We start from the raw sequence: 22,586 nt of genomic DNA, 5'->3' as shown, positions 1-22,586 counted from the left end.
ATTGTAGCGCAAGGCTCAGCCCTTGCGGTTGGCAAACACCGACAGCGCGCGCTCGATGCATTGCGCGGTTTTACCAAAGGCTTGCACGCTGATATCGGCCAATGGCCGGCAGCCCTGGTCGGCCACCATCAGCATCAGCACCTGATCGTTTACCGCCAGCGAGCGCAGCAGCACGTGCTCGCTGCGGAACAGGGCACGCAGCGGGGCGGGCAGCAGGGCCGAGAACTGGCTGTGGTTTTCCGGGGTGATGCGCAACTGTCCGGCCTGGGCCATCAGCTTTTGCAGCAGTTTGTTTTGCGACACCTGCAGGGCCAGGGCTCCGGCCTCTTTGGGCAAGCCGGCGGCCTGCTGCACGCGCAGGTAGTCGCTGGCCTTGTCCAGGCTCAGCAGCAGGATGCGTTGCATGCCGCAGGCCAGCAGGGCTTCGCGGGCCTGGGTGGCCAGGTGCACGGTATTGGTGAACGGGCTGGGCTGGGCCAACAGGTCCTGGCACAGCTTGCGCCAGCGCGCCAGGTCGTCGCTATTGGGCGGTGGTGGGGCCAGCATGTCCGGGTGCGGGCGGCGCTGGTGCCAGGGCCAGATCAGTGCTTCCGCCGGGTGGAACAGGGCATGCCTGGCGTGGCGGCGGGCGCTGGCCGCGGCCTGCTGGTGCACTTGCTGCTGCACGTCTTCCAGCGAGGTTTGCAGGTAGAGCGCAGTCAGCAGCTGCCAGCGCAGCAGGTGCGGGTTGTCCCAGCCCACCTGCGCCGCCAGCGCAAGGTTGTTGGCCAGCAGCACGGTGTTGGCCGGCTGGTTGAACCAGCGGCGCAGGCCCGGCTCGGCATCCATGCGGTGTTGCTGGCTGAGCAGGTCTTCGTCGCGGGCGATGCTCAGCACCTGGGCCAGTTGTTCGCGTTCTTCCAGCAGTAAGCGGTAACCCTGGGTTACCCACTGCGGCAGGCGCCAGTACTCCGCCATGGTCCGGCACAGCGCCATGATGCGCACGCCAAACAGCTCTTCTTCTACCTGGGCGGCGTCCTCGCCCTTGTGGATAACCCGCAGCTCCCAGGTGTCGAGCAGCTTGGGGTAGGCCAGTGCCAGCGGCCACAGGGGTGACAGGAACAGCAGGCTGCCCCAGTGAATTTCCTGCCACAGCCGTGCCAGGCGGCTGGCGAACAGGCCGCTGGCCTGCTGCGAAGCGTGCTGGCTGATCAGCTGGAATTGGCTGAGCACTGGCGGGATTTCTTCGACGGGCACGGAGGGCAGGCGCTTGAGCAACTGCTCGGTGCGGGCAAGGCCCAGCCGGTTAAGGGCGATTTCCAGGCTCTCGGCAGGCTCGGCCTGGCTGGCGTTGGTCGGGTGATTGGCCTCACGCAGCACGGAAAGCACCAATGCCGGGCTGTCCTGCATCAGTTCGGCGATGTCGCGCAGCGAGCGGCGGCTGTCATTGATGGCAGCGATTACCCGGTCGTGACTGTGCTTCGGCACGGGGATGCGGACACTCTCCAGCAGCTTTACCCAAGCCTCTAACGTACGCGGCGGCTGAGCGGGCACCTTGGTTTCAATTGGCATTTTGACATCAGTCCGAACTGGCTTTTCGCTTTGAGTGGCTATAGTCTGGCGCAGTTCTGCCGATAAGTAGAAGAAGAGTTTTAAAGCTCCCAGTCTCATACCCCGACCACGACAGCAAGTGCTTTGAACCTATGGCTAAAATTATCGGCATCATCGTCGTATTCGCGAGCGTGCTCGGCGGATACGTGCTCTCCCACGGCAAGATTGCGGCGCTGATCCAGCCGTTCGAAGTACTGATCATCGGCGGTGCGGCCTTCGGTGCATTCTTGCAGGCCAACCCTGGCCACATGACCATGCACGTCATCAAGAAGTCGATGAAGATGTTCGGCTCGCGCTTCTCCCATGCCTTCTACCTGGAAGTGCTGGGCCTAGTGTACGAGATCCTCAACAAGAGCCGTCGTGAAGGCATGATGGCCATCGAGAGTGATATCGAGGACGCCGCAGCCAGCCCGATCTTCGCCAAGTACCCCACCGTGCTGGCGGATGAGCGCATGACGGCGTTCGTCTGTGACTACTTGCGCATCATGTCCACCGGCAACATGGCCCCGCACGAGCTCGAAGGCTTGTTCGACATGGAGCTGCTGAGCATGAAGGAAGAGCTCGAACACCCCTCCCACGCGGTGACCGGCATTGCCGACGGCATGCCCGGCTTCGGTATCGTTGCGGCGGTACTGGGTATCGTGGTGACCATGGCTTCGCTTGGCGACGGCGACCAGGCGGCTATCGGCATGCACGTCGGTGCGGCGTTGGTCGGTACGTTCTTCGGTATCTTGGCGGCCTATGGCTTCTTCGGCCCCTTGGCCAAGTGCCTGGAGCACGATGCCAAGGAAGAGCTCAACCTTTATGAGTCGATCAAGGCCTCGCTGGTCGCGTCGGCCTCGGGCATGCCGCCGTCCCTGGCTGTGGAATTCGGGCGCAAGGTGCTCTACCCGAAACACCGCCCAAGTTTTGCCGAGCTGGAACAAGCGGTTCGCGGTCGCTGAGTCATGGAAAACAATCAGCCGATCATCATCAAGCGCGTCAAGCGCTTCGGCGGCGGCCATCATGGCGGCGCCTGGAAAATCGCCTTTGCCGACTTCGCCACGGCGATGATGGCGTTTTTCCTGGTGCTGTGGCTGTTATCCACAGCCACCCCCGAGCAGAAAATCGCCATTGCCGGTTACTTCCAGGACCCGATCGGCTTCTCCGAGAGTGGCACGCCCTACGTGATTGACCTGGGCGGCTCGCCCGAGATGGCGCCGGAAAAGACCATCAACCCTGAGGTGAAGACCGAGCCGACACAGGAGTCCACGGTTCAGCTGAACAAGGACCAGGTCGAGACCATGGCCGAACAGGTCGAGCGCGAGCGCCTTGAGCTGTTGCTGCAGGAGCTGCAGAACAAGGTCGAAGAAAACCCGCAACTGCAGAAGTTCAAGGACCAGATCCTGTTCGAGATCACCCAGGACGGCTTGCGTATCCAGATCATGGATGCCGAGAACCGGCCGATGTTCGACCTCGGCAGTGCGCGTTTGCAGCCGTATTTCGAAGACATCCTGCTGGCCATGGCCGACACCATCAAGGCGGTGCCGAACAAGATCAGCGTCAGCGGCCACACCGATGCCAAGCCGTTCGCCGGCACTGGTGAGTTCGGCAACTGGGAGTTGTCGGCCAACCGTGCCAACGCGGCGCGGCGTGCGTTGGTTGCCGGTGGCTATCCGGATGGGCAAGTGGCCCGGGTGGTGGGTTATGCGTCGTCGTCGTTGTTCGACCGCAAGAACCCGTTCAACCCGGTCAACCGGCGTATCGACATCATCGTGCTGACCAAGAAGGCCCAGCGTGATATCGAAGGTGAGCAGGCCGCGCCCGAAACGCCGCCGGCCCAGCCAGCACCGCCTGCCGGCGCCGCGCCGGGGGCTTCTTCGGCCCCTGCTGTACCGGGTGGTGAGCAAGCACCGATGCAGCCACGGGAGTTGCGCCAGAAGCTGAACATCTTCGAGGATGGCACGCTGAAGATGGACGAAGCCAAGGAGCAGTAAGTGACTGGGGCCGCTCTGCGGCCCATCGCTGGCAAGCCAGCCCACCCGAACTATGTAGCCTCCAAGTCAAGCGCCGCACCTGTGGGAGCTGGCTTGCCAGCGATGAGGCCGGAACAAGCACCACAAGACAGTTGCTCCCACAGGGGTTGTGCGAAGCTCAGGCCCACACTCTATCTGTGGGAGCTGGCTTGCCGGCGATGGGGCGCGTAGCGGCCCCAATGCATTCAGAACCCCCGGCGGATCTTGGCCTTGAGGTCGGCATGAAAGTAGTCGGCATTATCCCGGTCAGCCCCTAACCCTCGCCCTGGCGGCAATGACATGGCCCGTTCGAACGTGCGTTCATCGTGATACGCACGCACGAACAGGTCGATGTGCGGGCGCTCGCGCATGATCGGCCATCTGCCCAGGCACTCAGGCAGTGTGCCTGGCCCTTTGCAATAGAAACTCACCCGGCGGCAGCCCATTGCCGCGGCCCCCAGCAGCCAGGCAGTCCACCATTGTTCACCGACGCTGGCCGGCAACACGCCGACCCAATGGGTGGCATCGCTCATCTGCTGGCAAAAACTGCCATAGAGGTCATCGCGGGTCTGCCCATCGCTGTCGTATTGCACCAGCTGGGTGGGGATGCCTTCGAGCAGCAGGCGCTCATTGAGGATGAACGCGTCGAGCCGCTCTTCGTGGCGGTAGCTGATAAGAACCGGCATGGCGGTTGCCCTCCCTGATAGAAGCCATGACCATCAGCGAAAGCAGGAGAAGGGGCAATAGATGACGCTAAAACCGGAGCGGTCTTACGCGCTCCGGTAATATTTCCTACAAATCAGGCGGGTTAGTAGCTGTCTTCCGGCAGGCTGGCGATGATCGAGCGGTAGCTGTTCATGCGTTGCTGCTTGATCCGGCCTTCTTCCAGTGCCTTGAGCAGCGCACAGCCCGGCTCGCGGTCATGCTTGCAGTCGCGGAAGCGGCAGGTGCCGAACAGGTCGCGGAACTCGATGAACCCCCCTTCCACGTCATCGCGGCTGACATGGCCCAAGCCGAATTCGCGAATACCCGGCGAGTCGATCAGGTCGCCGCCGTTGGGGAAGTGGTACAGGCGCGCGGTGGTGGTGGTGTGCGTGCCTTGGCCCGACCATTCGGACAGGTCGCCGACGCGGGTGTCGGCAGCGGGCAGCAGGCTGTTGACCAGCGACGACTTGCCCACGCCCGACTGGCCGACGAACACGCTGATGTGCCCGTCCAGCATCTGCTGCAGGCGTTGCATGCCGTCACCCTGGTGGGCCGAAACCTCCAGCAGCGGGTAGCCGAGGTCGCGGTAGACCTCGAGTAGCGCCTGCAACGCCGGGGCGTTCTCGTCGTTGATCAGGTCGGCCTTGTTCAGCAGCAGCAACGGGCGGATGCCGGCGTGTTCGGCGGCTACCAAGTAGCGGTCGATCAGGTTCGGGTGGGGCTCGGGGGCTGGCGCGAAGACGATCACGATCAGGTCGACGTTGGCCGCCACCGGCTTGAGCTGGCCGTGGTTGTTTGGCCGGCACAGCTCGGTGCTGCGCGGCATCTGCGCGACGATAACGCCGATGCCCTGGTTGCCCGCCCGCCAGACCACGCGGTCGCCGGTGACCAGCGCAGGCAGGTTGGCCCGCAGGTGGCAGCGGAAGATCTGCCCAGCTACGTCGCCGTCCTGGGCTTCGACCTCGACCTGCACGCCAAAGTGCGCGATCACCAGGCCCAGTTGCTCTGGCCCCAGGTCGCCGCCTTCCAGCTCTTGCAGCGTGTGCTGCTCGCGTTTGGCGGCGCGAGCGGCGCGCTCGTTCTGGATTTTTTCGATACGCCAGTTTTGGCGACGATTGAGCTGGCGTTTGGCCATGAAGATTCCGTGCTGGGACAGATTGAAAACGGCAGGCAGTTTAGCACGCCGGGCGCTCGACCATTCTGCTTACCTTTGCACCGCGCGCCGCACATGCGCCCGCCGCACTCGCTAGGCTACTATGACGGCCTATACGAGGAGCCCCTGCATGCAAAACCCACAGAACCTGATCTGGATCGACCTGGAAATGACCGGCCTGGATCCGGACAGCGACGTCATCATCGAGATGGCCACGATTGTCACCGATAGCGATCTGAACACCCTGGCCGAAGGCCCGGTGATCGCCATTCACCACAGTGACGAAGTGCTGGCGCGCATGGACGAATGGAATACCCGTACCCACGGCGGCTCGGGCCTGACCCAGCGCGTGCGCGAGAGCAAGGTCAGCATGGCCGAGGCCGAGGCCCAGACCATCGCCTTCCTCGAGCAATGGGTGCCCAAGGGCAAGTCGCCGATCTGCGGCAACAGCATCTGCCAGGACCGCCGGTTCCTGTATCGCCACATGCGCAACCTGGAAAACTACTTCCACTACCGCAACCTCGACGTCTCGACCCTCAAAGAGCTGGCCGCACGCTGGGCGCCGAATGTGCGCGACAGTTTCAAGAAGGGCGGCACCCACCTGGCGCTGGACGATATCCGCGAGTCGATTGCCGAACTGCGCCATTACCGCGAGCACTTCATCAAGGTGTGAAGCGTGAGGGCGCAGATATTGTGTCTGTGCCCTCTTTTGGTGCCCTGGGCAACTGGTTAGACTGCGCGCCTTTCTCGCACGGACTCGCACCATGTTGTTGATGCTCTACCTCATTGCCATCACCGCTGAAGCCATGACCGGCGCGTTGTCTGCCGGCCGCCGCGGCATGGACTGGTTCGGCGTGGTGCTGATTGCCTGCGTCACGGCCCTGGGTGGCGGTTCGGTGCGCGACGTGCTGCTCGGGCATTACCCGCTGACCTGGGTCAAGCACCCCGAGTACCTGGTGCTGACCAGTTGCGCGGCACTGCTGACGATTTTCATCGCCCCCATGATGCGCCGCTTGCGCTCGATGTTCCTGGTGCTAGACGCCCTGGGGTTGGTGGCCTTTACCTTGATCGGTTGCATGACGGCGCTGGAGATGGGGCAGGGCATGCTGGTGGCGTCGATCAGCGGCGTGATCACCGGGGTATTTGGGGGGATCTTGCGCGATATCTTCTGTAACGACATCCCGCTGGTGTTCCGTCGCGAGCTGTATGCCAGTGTGTCGTTCGCGGCGGCGTGGTTCTATCTGGGGTGTGTGCACTTCCAGTTGCCAGCGGAGCAGGCCATGTTGCTGACCTTGTTCGGCGGGTTTCTGCTGCGCTTGCTGGCGATCCGGTTCCACTGGGAAATGCCCAAGTTCCACTACAACGACCAGCAATAGAGCTGCCTTCAGGTGGAACGCGGTCACTGTGGGAGCGGGTTTACCCGCGAAGCAGGCACCGCGGTGTAGGGCACCGGCTCCGCCGGTGTTCGCGGGTGAACCCGCTCCCACAGGGATGGCGTGGCTACTGGATACCGTGCCGTTCCAGCGCCCACTCCACATGCTCGCGCACCAGTGCCGAGGCATCCTCGCGCCGTGCCTTCAGGGCCTCGATCACCGGGATCGTCGAAGGCGCATTGCCCAACCCCACGGCCAGGTTACGCAACCAGCGCTCATAACCCGCGCGCCGCAATGGCCCGCCTTCGGTCTTGCGCAGGAAGGTCTTCTCGTCCCACAAGAACATCTCGGCCAGCTCGGCATTTTCCAACCCATGGCGCGGCTGGAAGTCATGCTCCTGCGTGGGCCGGGCAAAGCGGTTCCATGGGCAGACGATCTGGCAGTCGTCGCAACCAAACACCCGGTTGCCCATCATCGAGCGCAACTCGACGGGGATCGCCCCCTTGAGTTCGATGGTCAGGTAGGAAATGCAGCGCCGGGCATCCAGCACATAAGGCCCGACGAAGGCTTTGGTCGGGCAGATGTCCAGGCACGCCTCGCAACGCCCGCAGTGCTCGCTGGTGTGCGCGTCGTCCACCGGCAACGGCAGGTCGACGAACAGCTCGGCCAAAAAGAAGTAGCTGCCGGCCTTGCGATTGAGCAGCAGGGTGTTCTTGCCGATCCAGCCCAACCCGGCTTGCTCGGCAATCGCCTTTTCCAGCACCGGGGCGCTGTCGACGAAGGCCCGGTAGCCGAACGGGCCGATGGCTTCCTGGATGCGATCGGCCAGGTGCTGCACGCGCTTGCGCACCAGCTTGTGGTAGTCGCGGCCAAGGGCGTAACGCGACACGTAGGCCTTTTCCGGCTGGGCCAGGCGTTGCGCCATTTGCGTGTCGCCGGGCAAGTAATCCATGCGCAGCGAGACCACCCTTACCGTGCCGGGGATCAACTGGTCGGGGTGTGCGCGTTTGCCATCGTGAGCGGCCAGGTATTCCATCTCGCCCTGATAGCCGGCTTCTAGCCAGCGCTGCAGGTGCTTTTCGTGCTCGCCAAGGTCCACCCCGGCGATGCCGACATGGGCAAAACCGAGTTCTTGGCCCCAGATTTTGATGGATTGGGCCAGGGCGGGGAGGTCAAGTGTGCAAGCGGACATGGATGGGCAGGCAATACGGGCTCAGGTGCGTATAATTCTGCCAGACATTGGAGCCTTTGACCCCATGCCCCAGACCAAACAACCCGCGCATGCCCCGCAACTGCTCAGCAGAGTGACCGTCGCGCACCTGCCGGCGAGGCCTGCGCATGCCCATAAAAGTGACTTCGGCCATGTGCTGGTGGTTGGCGGCGACCTCGGTACGGGCGGTGCGGTGCTACTGAGTGCCGAAGCCGCGCTGCGCTGTGGTGCCGGGTTGGTCAGCGTGGCGACGCGTCCTGAACATGTCGGCGCAAGCCTGGCCCGCCTGCCGGAAGCCATGTGCCTGGGCGTGAGTTCGGCCAATCAGCTGATGGGCGTGCTGGAGCGTGCCTCGGTGCTGGTGGTCGGCCCGGGGTTGGGGCAGGCGGCGTGGGGCCGTAGCCTGTTGTCGGCAGTGGCCAACGCTGAGCAACCGCAGGTCTGGGATGCCGATGCCTTGAACCTGCTGGCGCGCACGCCCCTGGCCCTGCCCAGCGGCAGCATCCTCACCCCGCACCCGGGGGAGGCGGCGCGGTTGCTGGGGATTTCCACCGAGGCCGTGCAAGCTGACCGCCCAGGGGCTGCGCGCAAGCTTGCCCGCCGCTATGCCAGCGTCTGCGTGCTGAAGGGCGCCGGTACCCTGGTGGCCGACCCGAGCGGGCAGTTGGCGCGGTGTGACCGTGGGCACCCGGCCATGGCCGGCGCCGGCCTGGGCGATGTGTTGACCGGCGTGCTGGCGGCGCTGCTGGCTCAAGGCTTGGGGGCCTGGGAGGCCGCCTGCTTGGGGGCGTGGCTGCATGCCTGTGCGGGCGAGCGCCTGGGCGTCAAAGGTAGAGGCCTGGCAGCCAGTGATCTGGCGCCGGTCATTCGTGAGTTGTTGGAGGAGCATTCTGCGTGTCTGGCTTAAACCTGTTTCTGGCCGATGAAGCGGCCATGGTCGCGTTTGGTGCGCGGCTTGCCGAAGTGACCGGCGGTCATGGCGTGATTTTTCTCGAAGGTGACCTGGGGGCGGGCAAGACCACGCTCTCGCGTGGCCTGATCCGTGGCTTGGGCCATACTGGTGCAGTCAAGAGCCCGACCTTTACCGTGGTCGAACCGTACGAGATTGGTGAGGTGCGTGCGTTCCATTTCGACCTGTATCGCCTGGTCGATCCGGAGGAGCTGGAGTACATGGGCATACGTGACTACTTCGAGGGCGATGCGCTGTGCCTGTTCGAGTGGCCACAAAAGGGTGCGGGCGTTTTGCCAAAGCCTGACCTGACCATTACCATAAGCCCCCAAGCGAGCGGACGCTCGCTGAACCTTTCACCGCAGGGGGCTCGCGGCGAGGCTTGGTGCGCTGCACTGGGCAAACACTAAAACTGTAAGTGGGGTAGGTATGCGCATACGCGCACTGGTCGCCATCGTTGGGCTGCTGCTGACAACGGTGACCGTTGACGCTCTGGCCGTCACTCAAGTCAAGAGCATGCGCCTGTGGCGCGCGCCGGACAACACGCGGCTGGTCTTCGACCTGTCTGGCCCCGTGCAGCACAGCGTCTTCACCCTCAGCGCGCCAGACCGCCTGGTCATCGACATCAATGGTGCGACCCTGGCCGCGCCGTTGAACGTAGCGACGTCCAACACGCCGATCAGCAGCGTGCGTTCGGCCCAGCGTACGCCTACCGACCTGCGCGTGGTGGTCGACCTGAAAAAGTCGGTCACGCCCAAGAGCTTCACCTTGGCGCCCAATGCCCAGTACGGCAACCGCCTGGTGGTCGACCTGTACGACCAGGAAGCCGACGCCGTCGCTGCCAGTACACCGCCCTCGCCGCCGACGCCCGTGCAAACGCCGGTGACCACGCCTGCGGTGCCGGTGAGCCCGGCCCAGCCGGCCATCAAGCTGCCACCGGTGCCCAGCGGCAAACGTGACATCGTGGTCGCCATCGACGCCGGCCACGGCGGCGAAGACCCGGGCGCTTCCGGCTCGCGCGGCCAGCATGAAAAAGACATCGTCCTGCAGATCGCTCAGGAGCTGCAGCGCCAGATCAACAGCGAGAAAGGCTTCCGCGCCGAGCTGACCCGCACCGGTGACTACTTCATCCCGCTGCGCAAACGCACCGAAATCGCCCGTAAGAAGGGTGCCGACCTGTTCGTCTCGATCCACGCCGATGCCGCGCCGTCCAAGGCCGCCTTCGGTGCCTCGGTCTTTGCGCTGTCCGACCGTGGCGCCACGTCCGAGACCGCACGCTGGCTGGCCGACACGGAAAACCGCTCCGACCTGATCGGCGGTGCCGGCAACGTCAGCCTCGACGACAAGGACCGCATGCTCGCGGGCGTGTTGCTCGACCTGTCGATGACCGCCACGCTCAGCTCCAGCCTCAATGTGGGCCAGAAGGTACTGGGCAACATGGGCCGCATCACCTCGCTGCACAAGCAGCGTGTGGAGCAGGCAGGCTTCATGGTGCTCAAGTCGCCGGATATCCCGTCGATCCTCGTTGAAACCGGGTTTATCTCCAATGCCAACGAAGCTGCCAAGCTGGCTACCCGCAGCCATCAGCAGGCCCTGGCCCGCTCGATCCATACCGGCGTGCGCCAGTTCTTCCAGCAAAACCCACCGCCGGGCACTTACATTGCCTGGCTGCGCGACACCGGCAAGATCGCGGCCGGCCCACGTGAACACACCGTGCGCCCGGGTGAGACCCTGGCCATGCTCGCGGTGCGCTATCAGGTCAGCGTGGCCAGCCTGCGCAGCACTAACAGCCTCAAGACCGATGAGCTGAAAGTCGGCCAGCGTCTGGACGTGCCGGCCACTACCCTGGCTTCGCAGCAATGAGTGGTGGTTCACGCATCCAGCTGCTCAGCCCGCGGCTGGCTAACCAGATTGCCGCGGGGGAGGTGGTCGAGCGCCCGGCCTCCGTGGCCAAGGAGTTGCTGGAAAACAGCCTCGACTCCGGTGCCCGGCGCATCGATGTCGAAGTCGAGCAAGGTGGTGTCAAGCTGCTGCGGGTACGCGACGATGGCGGCGGGATTTCTGCCGATGACCTGCCGCTGGCGCTGGCCCGTCACGCCACCAGCAAGATCCGTGAACTGGAAGACCTCGAAGGCGTACTGAGCCTGGGTTTCCGCGGCGAGGCCCTGGCCTCGATCAGCTCGGTGGCGCGCCTGACCCTGACGTCGCGCACGGCCAACGCCAGCGAAGCCTGGCAGGTCGAGACCGAAGGCCGCGACATGACCCCGCGCGTGCAACCGGCAGCGCACCCGGTGGGTACCTCGGTCGAAGTGCGTGACCTGTTCTTCAATACCCCGGCCCGGCGCAAGTTCCTCAAGGCCGAGAAAACCGAATTCGATCACCTGCAGGAAGTCATCCGTCGCCTGGCCCTGGCCCGCTTCGATGTCGGCTTCCACCTGCGCCATAACGGCAAGAGCATCCTCAGCCTGCATGAGGCCCATGATGAAACCGCCCGTGCGCGGCGCGTAGGCGCCATCTGCGGGCCGGGCTTCATGGAGCAGGCGCTGCCCATCGATGTCGAGCGCAACGGCCTGCGTTTGTGGGGCTGGGTGGGGCTGCCGACCTTCTCGCGGAGCCAGGCCGACCTGCAGTACTTCTTCGTCAATGGCCGGGCAGTGCGCGACAAGCTGGTCGCCCACGCTGTGCGCCAGGCGTACCGGGACGTGCTGTTCAATGGCCGGCACCCGACCTTTGTGCTGTTCCTCGAACTCGAGCCCAACGGCGTGGACGTCAACGTGCACCCGACCAAGCACGAAGTGCGCTTCCGTGAAGGGCGTTCGGTGCATGACTTCCTGTATGGCACCTTTCACCGCGCCCTGGCCGACGTGCGCCCCGAGGACCAACTGGCTGCGCCCGCTGCGGCTGCCGACATCGTCCGCCCCAGTGGCCAGCAGGCCGGTGAGTTTGGCCCTCAAGGCGAGATGCGCCTGGCCTCGCCGGTGCTTGAGCAGCCTCGTGCGCCGCAGTTTTCGATTTCCAATGGTGGCAGTGGCTCGGGCTATCAGTCCCAGTACAGCCCGCGTCCGTCGCAGCCGTTACCGGCGGCCGAGTCGCAGGCGGTGTATCGCGAGTTCTACAAGCCGCTGAGCGATGGCGCGGCTGCACCTTCGTCGCTGCCAGAAAGCCAGGGTGACATTCCACCGCTGGGTTATGCCCTGGCTCAGCTCAAGGGCATCTACATCTTGGCCGAGAATGCTGTCGGCCTGGTGTTGGTGGACATGCACGCCGCGCATGAGCGGATCATGTACGAGCGGCTCAAGGTGGCCATGGCCAGCGAAGGCCTGAGCGGTCAACCGCTGCTGGTGCCTGAATCGTTGGCCTTGAGCCAGCGCGAAGCCGACTGCGCCGAAGAGCACGCCCAATGGTTCCAGCGCCTGGGCTTCGAGTTGCAGCGGCTGGGCCCCGAGACCCTGGCGATCCGGCAGATCCCGGCGTTGCTCAAGCAAGCCGAGGCCAACCGCCTGGTGCAGGATGTGCTCGCCGACCTGATGGAATACGGCACCAGCGACCGCATACAGGCGCACCTCAACGAACTGCTCGGCACCATGGCCTGCCACGGCGCCGTGCGCGCCAACCGGCGCCTGGCCATCCCCGAAATGAACGCACTGCTGCGCGACATGGAAAACACCGAGCGCAGCGGCCAGTGCAACCACGGCCGACCGACCTGGACCCAAATGGGCCTGGACGACCTGGACAAACTTTTCCTGCGCGGTCGATGACATGAGCGGCAAGCCCCCAGCAATATTTCTCATGGGCCCGACGGCGGCCGGCAAGACTGACCTTGCCATCGAGCTGACCAAGGTCCTGCCCTGCGAGTTGATCAGTGTCGACTCGGCGCTGGTCTACCGTGGCATGGACATCGGTACCGCCAAGCCTTCCAAGGAACTGCTGGCCGCGCACCCGCACCGGCTGATCGACATTCTCGACCCGGCCGAAAGCTACTCTGCCGCGCACTTTTGCACCGACGCCTTGCAAGCCATGGCGGAAATCACCGCACGGGGCAAGATCCCGCTGCTGGTGGGTGGCACCATGCTGTATTACAAGGCCTTGATCGATGGCTTGGCTGACATGCCGCCGGCCGACGCCAGCGTGCGTGCCGAACTCGAAGCGCAGGCCCGGGAGCTAGGCTTGGTCGAGCTGCACCGCCAGTTGGCCGAAGTGGACCCTGAGTCGGCGGCGCGCATCCATCCGAATGACCCCCAGCGGCTGATCCGTGCGCTTGAGGTTTACCGGGTGAGCGGCGAGAGCATGACGGCTCATCGCCAGCGTCAATTCGCGGAAAGTCGCGGCGCAGACGCAGGCGCTGGCGGACATTTGCCCTATACTGTCGCGAGTTTGGCGATCGCTCCTACAGATCGTCACATTTTGCATCAGCGAATTGCGTTACGATTTTCGCAGATGTTGGAACAGGGCTTCATCGACGAGGTCCGATCGCTGCGAGCCAGAAGTGACTTGCACGCCGGGTTGCCGTCTATACGGGCAGTGGGGTACAGGCAAGTCTGGGACTACCTCGACGGCAGGCTAAGTGAGAATGAGATGCGAGAACGCGGTATCATTGCCACTCGCCAGCTGGCCAAGCGGCAGTTCACCTGGTTGCGCGGTTGGTCTGACGTGCACTGGCTTGACAGCCTCGCCTGCGACAATCTGTCCCGCACCTTGAAATACCTGGGAAGCGTCTCCATATTGAGCTGAGTCCCTGCTAATTGCCGTCTATTCTTGCGAAGGGGCGGCCTAATTTATCGATTTTCTTGATTTTCTATTATTTATCCTTACAGGAGTGCGGCATATGTCAAAAGGGCATTCGCTACAAGACCCTTACTTGAACACTTTGAGAAAAGAAAAGGTTCCGGTTTCCATCTACCTGGTCAACGGGATCAAGCTGCAGGGCTCGATCGAATCTTTCGACCAGTTCGTTGTGCTGCTGAAGAACACTGTCAGCCAGATGGTCTACAAGCACGCTATTTCGACCGTGGTTCCTGCGCGTCCGGTTCGCCTGCCAAGCCCGTCCGATTCCGAACACGGTGACAGCGAGCCAGGCAACGCCTGATAGGAGCCTGCATTGTTCTTTGAGCGCCACGGTGGTGGTGAACGGGCGTTGCTCGTTCACTTGGAAGGTCAGAACCCTGAGGCGCGCGAAGACCCGCAGGAGTTTCAGGAGTTGGCATTGTCGGCCGGGGCGGACATCGTCTCGCTGGTGACCATTACACGGCATCAGCCTACGGCCAAATACCTGATTGGCAGCGGCAAGGTCGAAGAACTACGCGACCAAGTCAAAGCCGATGAGGTCGATCTGGTGATTTTCAATCACACCCTCACGCCCAGCCAGGAACGCAACCTCGAACGTGTCTTCGAGTGTCGCGTGCTTGATCGCACCGGGCTGATTCTCGATATCTTCGCCCAGCGGGCGCGTACCCATGAAGGCAAGCTGCAGGTCGAACTGGCCCAGCTCGAGCACATGAGCACGCGACTGGTACGCGGCTGGACTCACCTTGAGCGGCAAAAAGGCGGTATCGGCCTGCGTGGCCCGGGTGAAACCCAGCTTGAAACCGACCGCCGCCTGCTGCGGGTACGCCTGCGTCAGATCAAGGCACGCCTTGAGAAGGTGCGCAGCCAGCGCGAGCAGGCCCGTCGCGGCCGGCGCCGCGCCGATATCCCGTCGGTTTCGCTGGTGGGTTACACCAACGCCGGCAAGTCCACCCTGTTCAACGCCCTGACCCAATCAGAGGTCTACGCCGCCGACCAGCTCTTCGCCACCCTCGACCCGACCTTGCGCCGGCTCGAGTTGAACGACCTTGGGCCGATCGTGCTGGCTGACACCGTCGGCTTCATTCGTCACCTGCCGCACAAGCTGGTCGAGGCTTTTCGGGCTACGCTCGAAGAGTCGAGCAACTCTGACCTGCTGCTGCATGTGATCGACGCGCATGAGCCCGACCGCATGGAGCAGATTGAGCAGGTGTTGGCGGTATTGGGCGAGATCGGTGCCGAAGGCTTGCCGATCCTTGAGGTCTATAACAAACTCGACCTGCTCGAAGATGTCGAGCCGCAGATCCAGCGCGATGCCGATGGCAAGCCGGAGCGGGTCTGGGTATCGGCACGCGATGGGCGTGGCCTGGAGCTGGTTGGCCAGGCGATTGCCGAGTTGCTGGGGGATGATCTGTTTGTCGGTACCCTGTGCCTGGAGCAGCGTTTTGCCCGCTTGCGCGCGCAATTCTTTGCCCTGGGTGCCGTGCAGAGTGAAGAGCATGATGAAGAAGGGCGCAGCCTGCTGAGCGTGCGACTGCCCAAGGTCGAGTTGAATCGTCTGGTCAGCCGCGAAGGCATGGAGCCGCAAATGTTTGTCGAGCAACACACTTTGCAATAAATGCTCGACGAGGTCGCCGGGCAGCAGTGACAGGCATTCTGTAGCATTGGACGGCGCGCCGTGGGCGCGTCTTTGCTTTATCAGATGGAGAGCGCTATGGCTTGGAACGAGCCGGGTGGCAACTCGAACAATCAGGATCCCTGGGGCGGTCGCCGTGGTGGCGGCGGCGGTGGTGGCGATAAAAAAGGCCCGCCGGATCTGGACGAGGCCTTCCGCAAACTGCAGGACAGCCTGAACGGCATGTTCGGCAGCGGCAAGAAACGTGGCGGCGGTGACCGCAATGTCGGCAAGGGTGGCGGCTACGGCCTGCTGGGCATCGGCCTGGCGGTGTTGGCTGCCATCTGGCTGTACAGCGCCGTGTACGTGGTCGACGAGCAGGAGCAGGCCGTAGTGCTGCGCTTCGGCAAGTACTATGAGACGGTCGGTCCCGGCCTGAACATCTACTTCCCGCCCATCGATCGCAAGTACATGGAAAACGTCACGCGTGAGCGTGCCTACACCAAGCAGGGGCAGATGCTGACCGAAGACGAGAACATCGTCGAGGTCCCGCTGACCGTCCAGTACAAGATCACCAACCTGCAGGACTTCGTGCTCAACGTCGACCAGCCAGAGGTGAGCCTGCAGCATGCGACCGACAGTGCCCTGCGCCATGTGGTGGGTTCCACCTCCATGGACCAGGTGCTGACCGAAGGCCGTGAGCAGATGGCCGTGGATATCCGCGAACGCCTGCAGCGCTTCCTCGACAACTACCGTACCGGTATCACCGTCACCCAGGTCAACGTACAGAGCGCGGCAGCCCCGCGTGAAGTGCAGGAAGCCTTCGACGACGTGATCCGTGCTCGCGAAGATGAACAGCGTGCCCGCAACCAGGCCGAGTCCTACGCCAATGGCGTGGTGCCAGAAGCCCGTGGTCAGGCCCAGCGCATCATCGAGGACGCCAACGGTTACCGCGATGAAGTGATCGCTCGCGCCAAGGGTGAGGCCGACCGCTTCAGCAAGCTGGTGACCGAGTATCACAAGGCACCGGACATCACGCGTCAGCGTCTGTACCTGGAAACCATGCAAGAGGTCTACAGCAACTCGAGCAAGGTCATGGTGGCTACCAAGGACGGGCAGAACAACCTGCTCTACCTGCCACTGGACAAGATGGTCGAAGGCAGCCGCAACACGTCCGCACCGGCCAGCGGTGTATCTGCGTCGGCCAACGATGCGGCCGCGCGTGCGGCGCAGGACCTGCAACAGCAACAACAGCCGCCGCGCACTAGGGAGAGCCGCTGATGAGCAATAGATCGCTGATCGCCCTGATCGCCGCTGTGGTGCTGGCCGTCGTGGCCTGGAACTGCTTCTACATCGTGTCGCAGACCGAACGTGCCGTACTGCTGCAATTCGGCCGTGTGGTTCAGGCTGATGTTCAGCCAGGCCTGCATGTGAAGGTTCCTTACGTGAACCAGGTGCGCAAGTTCGACGCCCGCCTGATGACCCTTGATGCGCCAACCCAGCGGTTCCTGACCCTGGAGAAGAAAGCGGTCATGGTCGACGCCTACGCCAAGTGGCGCGTCAAGGATGCCGAGCGCTTCTACACCGCCACTTCCGGCCTCAAGCAGATCGCCGATGAGCGTCTGTCGCGTCGTCTGGAAAGCGGCCTGCGTGACCAGTTCGGTAAGCGTACCCTGCACGAGGTGGTTTCCGGTGAACGTGACGCGCTGATGGCTGACATCACCGCTTCGCTGAACCGCATGGCTAACAAAGAGCTGGGTATCGAGGTCATCGATGTGCGCGTCAAGGCCATCGACCTGCCGAAGGAAGTCAACCGCAGCGTGTTCGATCGTATGAGCACCGAGCGTGAGCGTGAAGCCCGCGAGCATCGCGCCAAAGGTAACGAGCTGGCAGAAGGTATCCGTGCGGATGCCGATCGTCAGCGCCGTGTACTGCTGGCCGAAGCCTACCGTGAAGCTGAAGAAACCCGCGGTGACGGCGACGCCCAGGCGGCTGCCATCTACGCCAAGGCCTACAGCCAGGACGCTGATTTCTATGCGTTCAACCGTAGCCTGCAGGCGTACCGCGAGAGCTTCTCGAGCAAGAGCGACGTGCTGGTCCTGGACCCGAAGAACGAGTTCTTCCGCTTCCTGGACAAGAGCAAGCCTTGATGCTCTAAGCCCGTTTTCATTGGGGCTACGCCCCGCCTGGCAGCTAAAACACCAGGCGGGGTGCATCCTGAATGAAAAGGGGTGTATGATGAGGCAGCCGGGAAATTTCCCGGCTTTTTTGCGTCTGCAAGGTTGATTGGCAAGCCGCCAGTTGACGGTTTGGTCAGCGCGCAAGGCAATTCGAGGGTATTGGGTACGGTGGCTGCGCTGGGATCAGTGCTGCCCGCTGCTGTGCGCGATACCTGCTTTACTGACGGCTCGCCACAGGCAGGCCGCCCGGACCAGAGGGGAAATGGCGTAATGGCAACGGTAGACCGCTGGCTGCTGCCAGATGGCATCGAGGAAGTACTGCCACCTGAGGCTGCGCGCATCGAGATCGCGCGTCGCCAGGTGTTGGACCTGTTCCAGAGTTGGGGCTACGAACTGGTCGTCACCCCGCATATCGAGTACCTGGAGTCGCTGTTGACCGGCGCCGGCCAGGACCTGGATCAGCGCACCTTCAAGGTGGTCGACCCGCAGTCCGGTCGCCTGATGGGCTTCCGCGCCGACTTCACCCCGCAGGTGGCGCGTATCGACGCCCACACCTTGCGCCGTGAAGGCCCGAGCCGCCTGTGCTATGCCGGCAGCGTGCTGCATGCCCAGCCGCGTGCTCTGTCCACCTCGCGCAGCCCGATCCAGCTCGGTGCCGAGTTGTACGGCGATGCCAGCCCCACCAGCGATGTCGAAGTCATCAGCCTGATGCTCGCCACGCTGCAACTGACGGATGTCGCGGACGTGCACATGGACCTCGGCCATGTCGGCATCTACCGTGGCTTGGCGCGTGCCGCGGGCCTGTCGGGCGCGGTCGAGCAGCAGCTGTTCGACGCCCTGCAGCGCAAGTCGGTCGACGAAGTGCAGGCACTGACCGCCGACCTGCCGAAAGACCTGGGCAACATGCTGCGCGCCCTGGTCGAGCTGTGCGGTGGCCGTGAAGTGCTGGCCGAAGCCCGCGTGCGCCTGGGCCGTGCCCCGGCCAGCGTGCTGGCGGCGCTGGACGACCTTTTGGCGATCGCTGATCGCCTGGCATCGCGCTACCCAGACCTGCCGTTGTACTTCGACCTCGGCGAGCTGCGTGGCTACCACTACCACACCGGTGTGGTGTTCGCCGTGTTCGTGCCGGGCGAAGGTCAATCGATCGCCCAGGGCGGCCGTTATGATGACATCGGCGCTGATTTCGGCCGGGCACGCCCGGCCACTGGATTCTCCACGGATTTGAAGACCCTGGTCACACTGGGGCGAGCGGAGGTCGTATTGCCAACTGGCGGCATCTGGATGCCCGACAGTGGTGACGCGGCCCTCTGGCAGCAGGTCTGCCAGTTGCGCAGCGAGGGCCAGCGTGTGGTTCAGGCTTTGCCTGGCCAGCCGTTGAGTGCTGCTCTCGAGGCGGATTGTGATCGGCAATTGATTCAGCAAGACGGGCGCTGGCAGGTACTGCCGCTGACCCATTGAGTTTCTGCGTCGGCAAAAGGCCGGCAACCAAGTTTGCGTGAATGAGGACCAATGTAATGGGTAAGAATGTCGTCGTCCTGGGCACCCAATGGGGTGATGAGGGCAAAGGCAAGATCGTCGATCTGCTGACCGAACATGCTGCCGCCGTAGTGCGCTACCAGGGTGGCCACAACGCGGGCCACACCCTGGTGATCAACGGTGAAAAAACCGTTCTGCACCTGATTCCGTCCGGCATCCTGCGTGAAGGCGTTCAGTGCCTGATCGGCAACGGCGTGGTCGTTGCTCCAGATGCCCTGATGCGTGAAATCACCAAGCTGGAAGAGAAGGGTGTACCGGTGCGTGAGCGCCTGCGCATCAGCCCGGCTGCTCCGCTGATCCTGTCGTACCACGTGGCCCTGGACCAGGCCCGCGAGAAAGCCCGTGGCGAAGCCAAGATCGGCACCACCGGCCGTGGTATCGGCCCAGCGTACGAAGACAAAGTCGCACGCCGCGGCCTGCGCGTTGGCGACCTGTTCCACCGTGAGCGTTTCGCTGCCAAGCTCGGTGAGCTGCTGGACTACCACAACTTCCAGCTGGTGAACTATTACAAAGAGCCGGCCATCGACTTCCAGCAGACCCTGGACGAGTGCATGGCCTACGCCGAGCAGCTCAAGCCGATGATGCTCGACGTCACCGCCGAGCTGCATAACCTGCGTCGCGCCGGCAAGGACATCATGTTCGAAGGTGCCCAGGGCTCGCTGCTGGACATCGACCACGGTACCTACCCGTACGTCACCAGCTCCAACACCACTGCCGGCGGTATCTCCACCGGTTCCGGCGTTGGCCCGATGTACCTGGACTACATCCTGGGTATCACCAAGGCCTACACCACGCGCGTAGGTTCCGGCCCGTTCCCGACCGAACTGTTCGATGAAACCGGCGCTACCCTGGCCAAGCGTGGCCACGAGTTCGGTTCGACCACCGGCCGTGCCCGTCGTTGCGGCTGGTTCGATGCCGTCATCCTGCGTCGCGCCATCGACGTCAACAGCATCTCGGGCATCTGCCTGACCAAGCTGGACGTACTGGACGGCCTTGAAACCATCAACATCTGCGTTGGCTACAAGAACGAGAACGGTGCTGTCATCGACGCCCCTTCCGACGCCGACAGCTACATCGGCCTGGAGCCGGTGTACGAAGAGATGCCAGGCTGGAGCGAGTCGACCTTGGGTGCCAAGACCCTGGAAGCGCTGCCAGAAGCTGCTCGCGCTTACATCAAGCGCATCGAGGAGCTGGTCGGCGCGCCGATCGACATCATCTCCACCGGCCCGGACCGCAACGAGACCATCGTGCTGCGTCATCCGTTCGCCTGATCCGCTTTTACGGCTGATCTGACGCCGCGGTCCTGAAAGGGGCCGCGGCGTTTTCATTTGTAGGCCTGCACCGGCCTCTTCGCGGGTAAACCCGCTCCCACCAGATCTCTACTGCCTTCAGGTTCAGTGCCACCCTGTGGGAGCGGGTTTACCCGCGAAGAGGCCGGCACAAGCAAACACTCTGCTAGACCTTGGCACATATCCCTGCTGTTCCCGGCATAACCCTTGCTGTAAGAAGTTTCTGTAGATGCCATCAAAATAGTGGCGCCAGAAAACACGAGGGTTACACCGTGTCTGCCATCCTCTCACTGTTACGAAGCCGCCTTTTGCGGCCTGTGTTTGTTGCCCTTGGTATCGCTCTTTTGGTGCAGGTGCTGGTTGCCGTTGCGCTGACCCGAAGCACGGTCACCGCCTTGGAGGCCGACCTGGGCGAGCGCTTGGGCAATGACAGCCGCAAGCTGGCCAGCGAGCTGGAGCAAGCTGGGCAGGACGTGCGTTCGGGGCTCGATAGCCTGTCCAGCAGCACCCGTCAGCGTTTGAGCGCAGGGTTGTCGACACGCTTGCAAAACGAGCAGCAGCAACTGCGCACCACGCTGGAAAAGAACCTCAAGGATTCTGCCAACGACATGGCTGAACTGCTGGCCTCGGTCGCCCCGCGGGCTATCTGGGACAACGATGTGCCGGTGCTCTCCGACTTCGCCCGTCGCGCTCAGCGCAACCCCAACGTGCTGTTCGTGGTCTACGACGACGCCCAGGGCCAGCACCTGACCCGCTACCTCAACCGGCAAAACCCGATCAACCAGGCGTTGATGGAAAAGGGGCAGGGCGAGCGGGCGCTGGACAAGGTGATCGATGCGGCTCGCCGCGACCCGGCGGTGTATTTTGTCGAAGCGTCGATCAACCCCAATGGTGCGGAGATCGGCAAGGTGCTGATGGGGGTTTCCACGGCTGGCGTCGATCAGGAGCTCGCGGCCCTTGACCAGCGCTTCGCCGCCTTGATCGCCAGTGGTGAGCAGCTGGTGGGTGACAGCCTCGGGGCCGCCGCCGCCGACAGCGGCAAGACCCTGCGCGAACGCCTGGAGACTGCCCAGAGCAGTGCCACCGCGATGCAGGCCAATACTGCGCAGACGGTGCGTGAAGCTGCTGCCGAGCTGCGCTGGCGTATTGGCCTAGGCCTGGTGTTGGTGGGCCTTGGCGTGTTGCTGGTAGTCGCGGTGGTGCTTGGTCGACGGGTGCTCAGCAAGCTGCGCCTTTTGATCACCGCCCTGAACGACCTGGCTGCCGGTGAGGGTGACCTGACCAAACGCGTGACCCTCGACAGTCGCGACGAGATTGGTGACATGGCCTCGGCGGTCAACCGTTTCGTCGACAAGTTGCAGCCCATCGTCCGCGAGGCCGGTGAGGTGGCGCAGCGTACGGGTGTCGAGATTGGCGCCATGGCCCAGCGCAATGCCGGTGCTGACGCCGCTGCTGCGCTGCAGCGCGATGAAGTGGCCGCCAGCCTGCGTGACCTGTCGAGCATGGCCGACGAAGCCCAAGCCGAGAGCCATGCCATGCAGTCCGCCTTGCAGCAGGTGGTGGATATTCGCCAGGCCACGGATGAGAACAGCCGGACTTCGACCCAGCTCGCCGGCCTGATCGAAAGCTTGGCAGGGCAGGTGGAGACCGGCTCGCATGTAATCGAACGGCTGGCCAAGCAGAGTGAACAGATCGAGGTGGTGCTGACAGTGATCCACGGCATTGCCGAGCAGACCAACCTGCTGGCATTGAATGCGGCCATCGAGGCGGCGCGTGCTGGCGAGACGGGGCGCGGCTTTGCCGTAGTGGCTGATGAGGTGCGCGCGTTGGCGAGCAAGACGCAAAGCTCGACCGGGGATATCCAGGCGCATATTGCTGCGCTGCAGAAAGGCGCCAAAGAAGCTGTGGCCACCATCAGCCAGGCAGGGCTCAAGGCCAGCGAAGGGTTGTTGGTGTTGCGCGAGAACGAGCGCCGCCAGCAGTCGGTGCAGGCGGCGGTCGAGCAAGTGCATGCGGCGATCGGGCTGGCTACCCGCGCAGCCGAACAGCAGGCGCACGGCGCACAAGCGGTGCGCGGCCGGGTGGAGACCATCCACGCCCAGGCCGAACGCTCGGCTGAAGTGGTGATGCAGACCACGGCCAGCAGCAAGGTACTGGATGACCTGGCAGCGCAGCTGCGGGCCAGCCTGGGGCAGTTCAGGGCGTAACGC

Annotated in this window: 20 protein-coding genes and 1 pseudogene; 17 read left to right on the top strand and 4 right to left on the bottom strand. The window is 63.5% G+C overall.

Annotated elements, in window-relative coordinates:
- Positions 1 to 15: 15 nt before the first annotated feature.
- Positions 16 to 1,551, bottom strand: a complete 1,536-nt coding sequence (locus tag AC5PZ0_RS19115; protein WP_493855510.1) for an HDOD domain-containing protein — start codon at positions 1,549 to 1,551, stop codon at positions 16 to 18.
- Positions 1,552 to 1,682: 131 nt separating this feature from the next.
- Here AC5PZ0_RS19115 and motA point away from each other — a divergent pair, with 131 nt between their 5' ends.
- Together motA and motB are read left to right on the top strand one after the other, a co-directional pair.
- On the top strand, positions 1,683 to 2,534 hold the full coding sequence (gene motA, locus AC5PZ0_RS19110) for a flagellar motor stator protein MotA (RefSeq protein WP_027592519.1): 852 nt from the start codon (positions 1,683 to 1,685) through the stop codon (positions 2,532 to 2,534).
- A 3-nt stretch (positions 2,535 to 2,537) separates the two neighbouring features.
- A complete protein-coding gene (motB, locus tag AC5PZ0_RS19105; RefSeq protein ID WP_493855509.1) occupies positions 2,538 to 3,566 on the top strand; it encodes a flagellar motor protein MotB in 1,029 nt (342 codons plus the stop codon).
- Between the two features lie 224 nt (positions 3,567 to 3,790).
- Here motB and AC5PZ0_RS19100 read toward each other — a convergent pair whose 3' ends face one another.
- Positions 3,791 to 4,270 carry a hypothetical protein gene (locus tag AC5PZ0_RS19100; protein ID WP_027592521.1) on the bottom strand — a complete coding sequence of 160 codons (480 nt, stop codon included), beginning with the start codon at positions 4,268 to 4,270 and terminating at the stop codon, positions 3,791 to 3,793.
- A 122-nt stretch (positions 4,271 to 4,392) separates the two neighbouring features.
- Positions 4,393 to 5,424, bottom strand: coding sequence for a small ribosomal subunit biogenesis GTPase RsgA (gene rsgA, locus AC5PZ0_RS19095; protein WP_099430585.1), 1,032 nt, complete (start codon positions 5,422 to 5,424; stop codon positions 4,393 to 4,395).
- A gap of 148 nt (positions 5,425 to 5,572) precedes the next feature.
- On the opposite strand from rsgA, the gene orn reads away from it, so the two are divergent.
- A complete protein-coding gene (orn, locus tag AC5PZ0_RS19090) occupies positions 5,573 to 6,115 on the top strand; it encodes an oligoribonuclease (protein ID WP_085272301.1) in 543 nt (180 codons plus the stop codon).
- Positions 6,116 to 6,206: 91 nt separating this feature from the next.
- Entirely contained in the window at positions 6,207 to 6,818 is a 612-nt protein-coding gene (locus AC5PZ0_RS19085; protein WP_027592524.1) for a trimeric intracellular cation channel family protein, read from the top strand.
- Positions 6,819 to 6,942: 124 nt separating this feature from the next.
- Here AC5PZ0_RS19085 and queG read toward each other — a convergent pair whose 3' ends face one another.
- Positions 6,943 to 8,007 (bottom strand): tRNA epoxyqueuosine(34) reductase QueG, encoded by a 1,065-nt coding sequence (gene queG / locus AC5PZ0_RS19080; RefSeq protein ID WP_265968231.1) that lies wholly within the window; start codon positions 8,005 to 8,007, stop codon positions 6,943 to 6,945.
- Positions 8,008 to 8,071: 64 nt separating this feature from the next.
- Between queG and AC5PZ0_RS19075 the strand changes: the two genes are divergently transcribed.
- The 13 genes and pseudogenes from AC5PZ0_RS19075 to AC5PZ0_RS19015 all read left to right on the top strand — a co-directional run bounded on the left by AC5PZ0_RS19075 (position 8,072) and on the right by AC5PZ0_RS19015 (position 22,583).
- Positions 8,072 to 8,932, top strand: a complete 861-nt coding sequence (locus tag AC5PZ0_RS19075; RefSeq protein ID WP_493855508.1) for an NAD(P)H-hydrate dehydratase — start codon at positions 8,072 to 8,074, stop codon at positions 8,930 to 8,932.
- Positions 8,920 to 9,384 carry a tRNA (adenosine(37)-N6)-threonylcarbamoyltransferase complex ATPase subunit type 1 TsaE gene (tsaE, locus tag AC5PZ0_RS19070; protein ID WP_493855507.1) on the top strand — a complete coding sequence of 155 codons (465 nt, stop codon included), beginning with the start codon at positions 8,920 to 8,922 and terminating at the stop codon, positions 9,382 to 9,384. The genes AC5PZ0_RS19075 and tsaE overlap by 13 nt, the downstream gene beginning before the upstream one ends.
- 19 nt (positions 9,385 to 9,403) lie before the next feature.
- Positions 9,404 to 10,837, top strand: coding sequence for an N-acetylmuramoyl-L-alanine amidase (locus AC5PZ0_RS19065; RefSeq protein ID WP_493855506.1), 1,434 nt, complete (start codon positions 9,404 to 9,406; stop codon positions 10,835 to 10,837).
- Positions 10,834 to 12,732, top strand: a complete 1,899-nt coding sequence (gene mutL, locus AC5PZ0_RS19060) for a DNA mismatch repair endonuclease MutL (protein WP_493855505.1) — start codon at positions 10,834 to 10,836, stop codon at positions 12,730 to 12,732. Before AC5PZ0_RS19065 ends, mutL begins: the two co-directional genes overlap by 4 nt.
- 1 nt (position 12,733) lies before the next feature.
- On the top strand, positions 12,734 to 13,705 hold the full coding sequence (miaA, locus tag AC5PZ0_RS19055) for a tRNA (adenosine(37)-N6)-dimethylallyltransferase MiaA (protein ID WP_238215759.1): 972 nt from the start codon (positions 12,734 to 12,736) through the stop codon (positions 13,703 to 13,705).
- 94 nt (positions 13,706 to 13,799) lie between these two features.
- Positions 13,800 to 14,060: an RNA chaperone Hfq gene (gene hfq / locus AC5PZ0_RS19050; RefSeq protein WP_003258160.1), complete on the top strand. Its 261-nt coding sequence runs from the start codon at positions 13,800 to 13,802 to the stop codon at positions 14,058 to 14,060.
- Between the two features lie 12 nt (positions 14,061 to 14,072).
- The gene (hflX, locus tag AC5PZ0_RS19045) at positions 14,073 to 15,374 is read left to right on the top strand and encodes a ribosome rescue GTPase HflX (RefSeq protein ID WP_027592531.1); all 1,302 of its coding nucleotides are present in this window, start codon (positions 14,073 to 14,075) and stop codon (positions 15,372 to 15,374) included.
- Positions 15,375 to 15,470: 96 nt separating this feature from the next.
- On the top strand, positions 15,471 to 16,652 hold the full coding sequence (hflK, locus tag AC5PZ0_RS19040) for an FtsH protease activity modulator HflK (RefSeq protein WP_027592532.1): 1,182 nt from the start codon (positions 15,471 to 15,473) through the stop codon (positions 16,650 to 16,652).
- Positions 16,652 to 17,521, top strand: coding sequence for a protease modulator HflC (hflC, locus tag AC5PZ0_RS19035; protein WP_454242858.1), 870 nt, complete (start codon positions 16,652 to 16,654; stop codon positions 17,519 to 17,521). Before hflK ends, hflC begins: the two co-directional genes overlap by 1 nt.
- Before the next feature lie 300 nt (positions 17,522 to 17,821).
- On the top strand, positions 17,822 to 19,009 hold the full coding sequence (locus tag AC5PZ0_RS19030) for an ATP phosphoribosyltransferase regulatory subunit (RefSeq protein ID WP_027592534.1): 1,188 nt from the start codon (positions 17,822 to 17,824) through the stop codon (positions 19,007 to 19,009).
- A 56-nt stretch (positions 19,010 to 19,065) separates the two neighbouring features.
- A complete protein-coding gene (locus AC5PZ0_RS19025) occupies positions 19,066 to 20,358 on the top strand; it encodes an adenylosuccinate synthase (RefSeq protein ID WP_027592535.1) in 1,293 nt (430 codons plus the stop codon).
- Between the two features lie 626 nt (positions 20,359 to 20,984).
- Positions 20,985 to 21,677: pseudogene (locus tag AC5PZ0_RS19020) on the top strand (methyl-accepting chemotaxis protein); the annotation flags it as partial.
- Between the two features lie 21 nt (positions 21,678 to 21,698).
- On the top strand, positions 21,699 to 22,583 hold the full coding sequence (locus AC5PZ0_RS19015) for a methyl-accepting chemotaxis protein (RefSeq protein WP_412765959.1): 885 nt from the start codon (positions 21,699 to 21,701) through the stop codon (positions 22,581 to 22,583).
- Positions 22,584 to 22,586 lie beyond the last annotated feature (3 nt).

This window comes from Pseudomonas sp. 5.2 (genome assembly GCF_059025405.1).
Note: the sequence above shows the minus strand (reverse complement) of the source record. Positions and strands in the feature narration are given on the sequence as shown.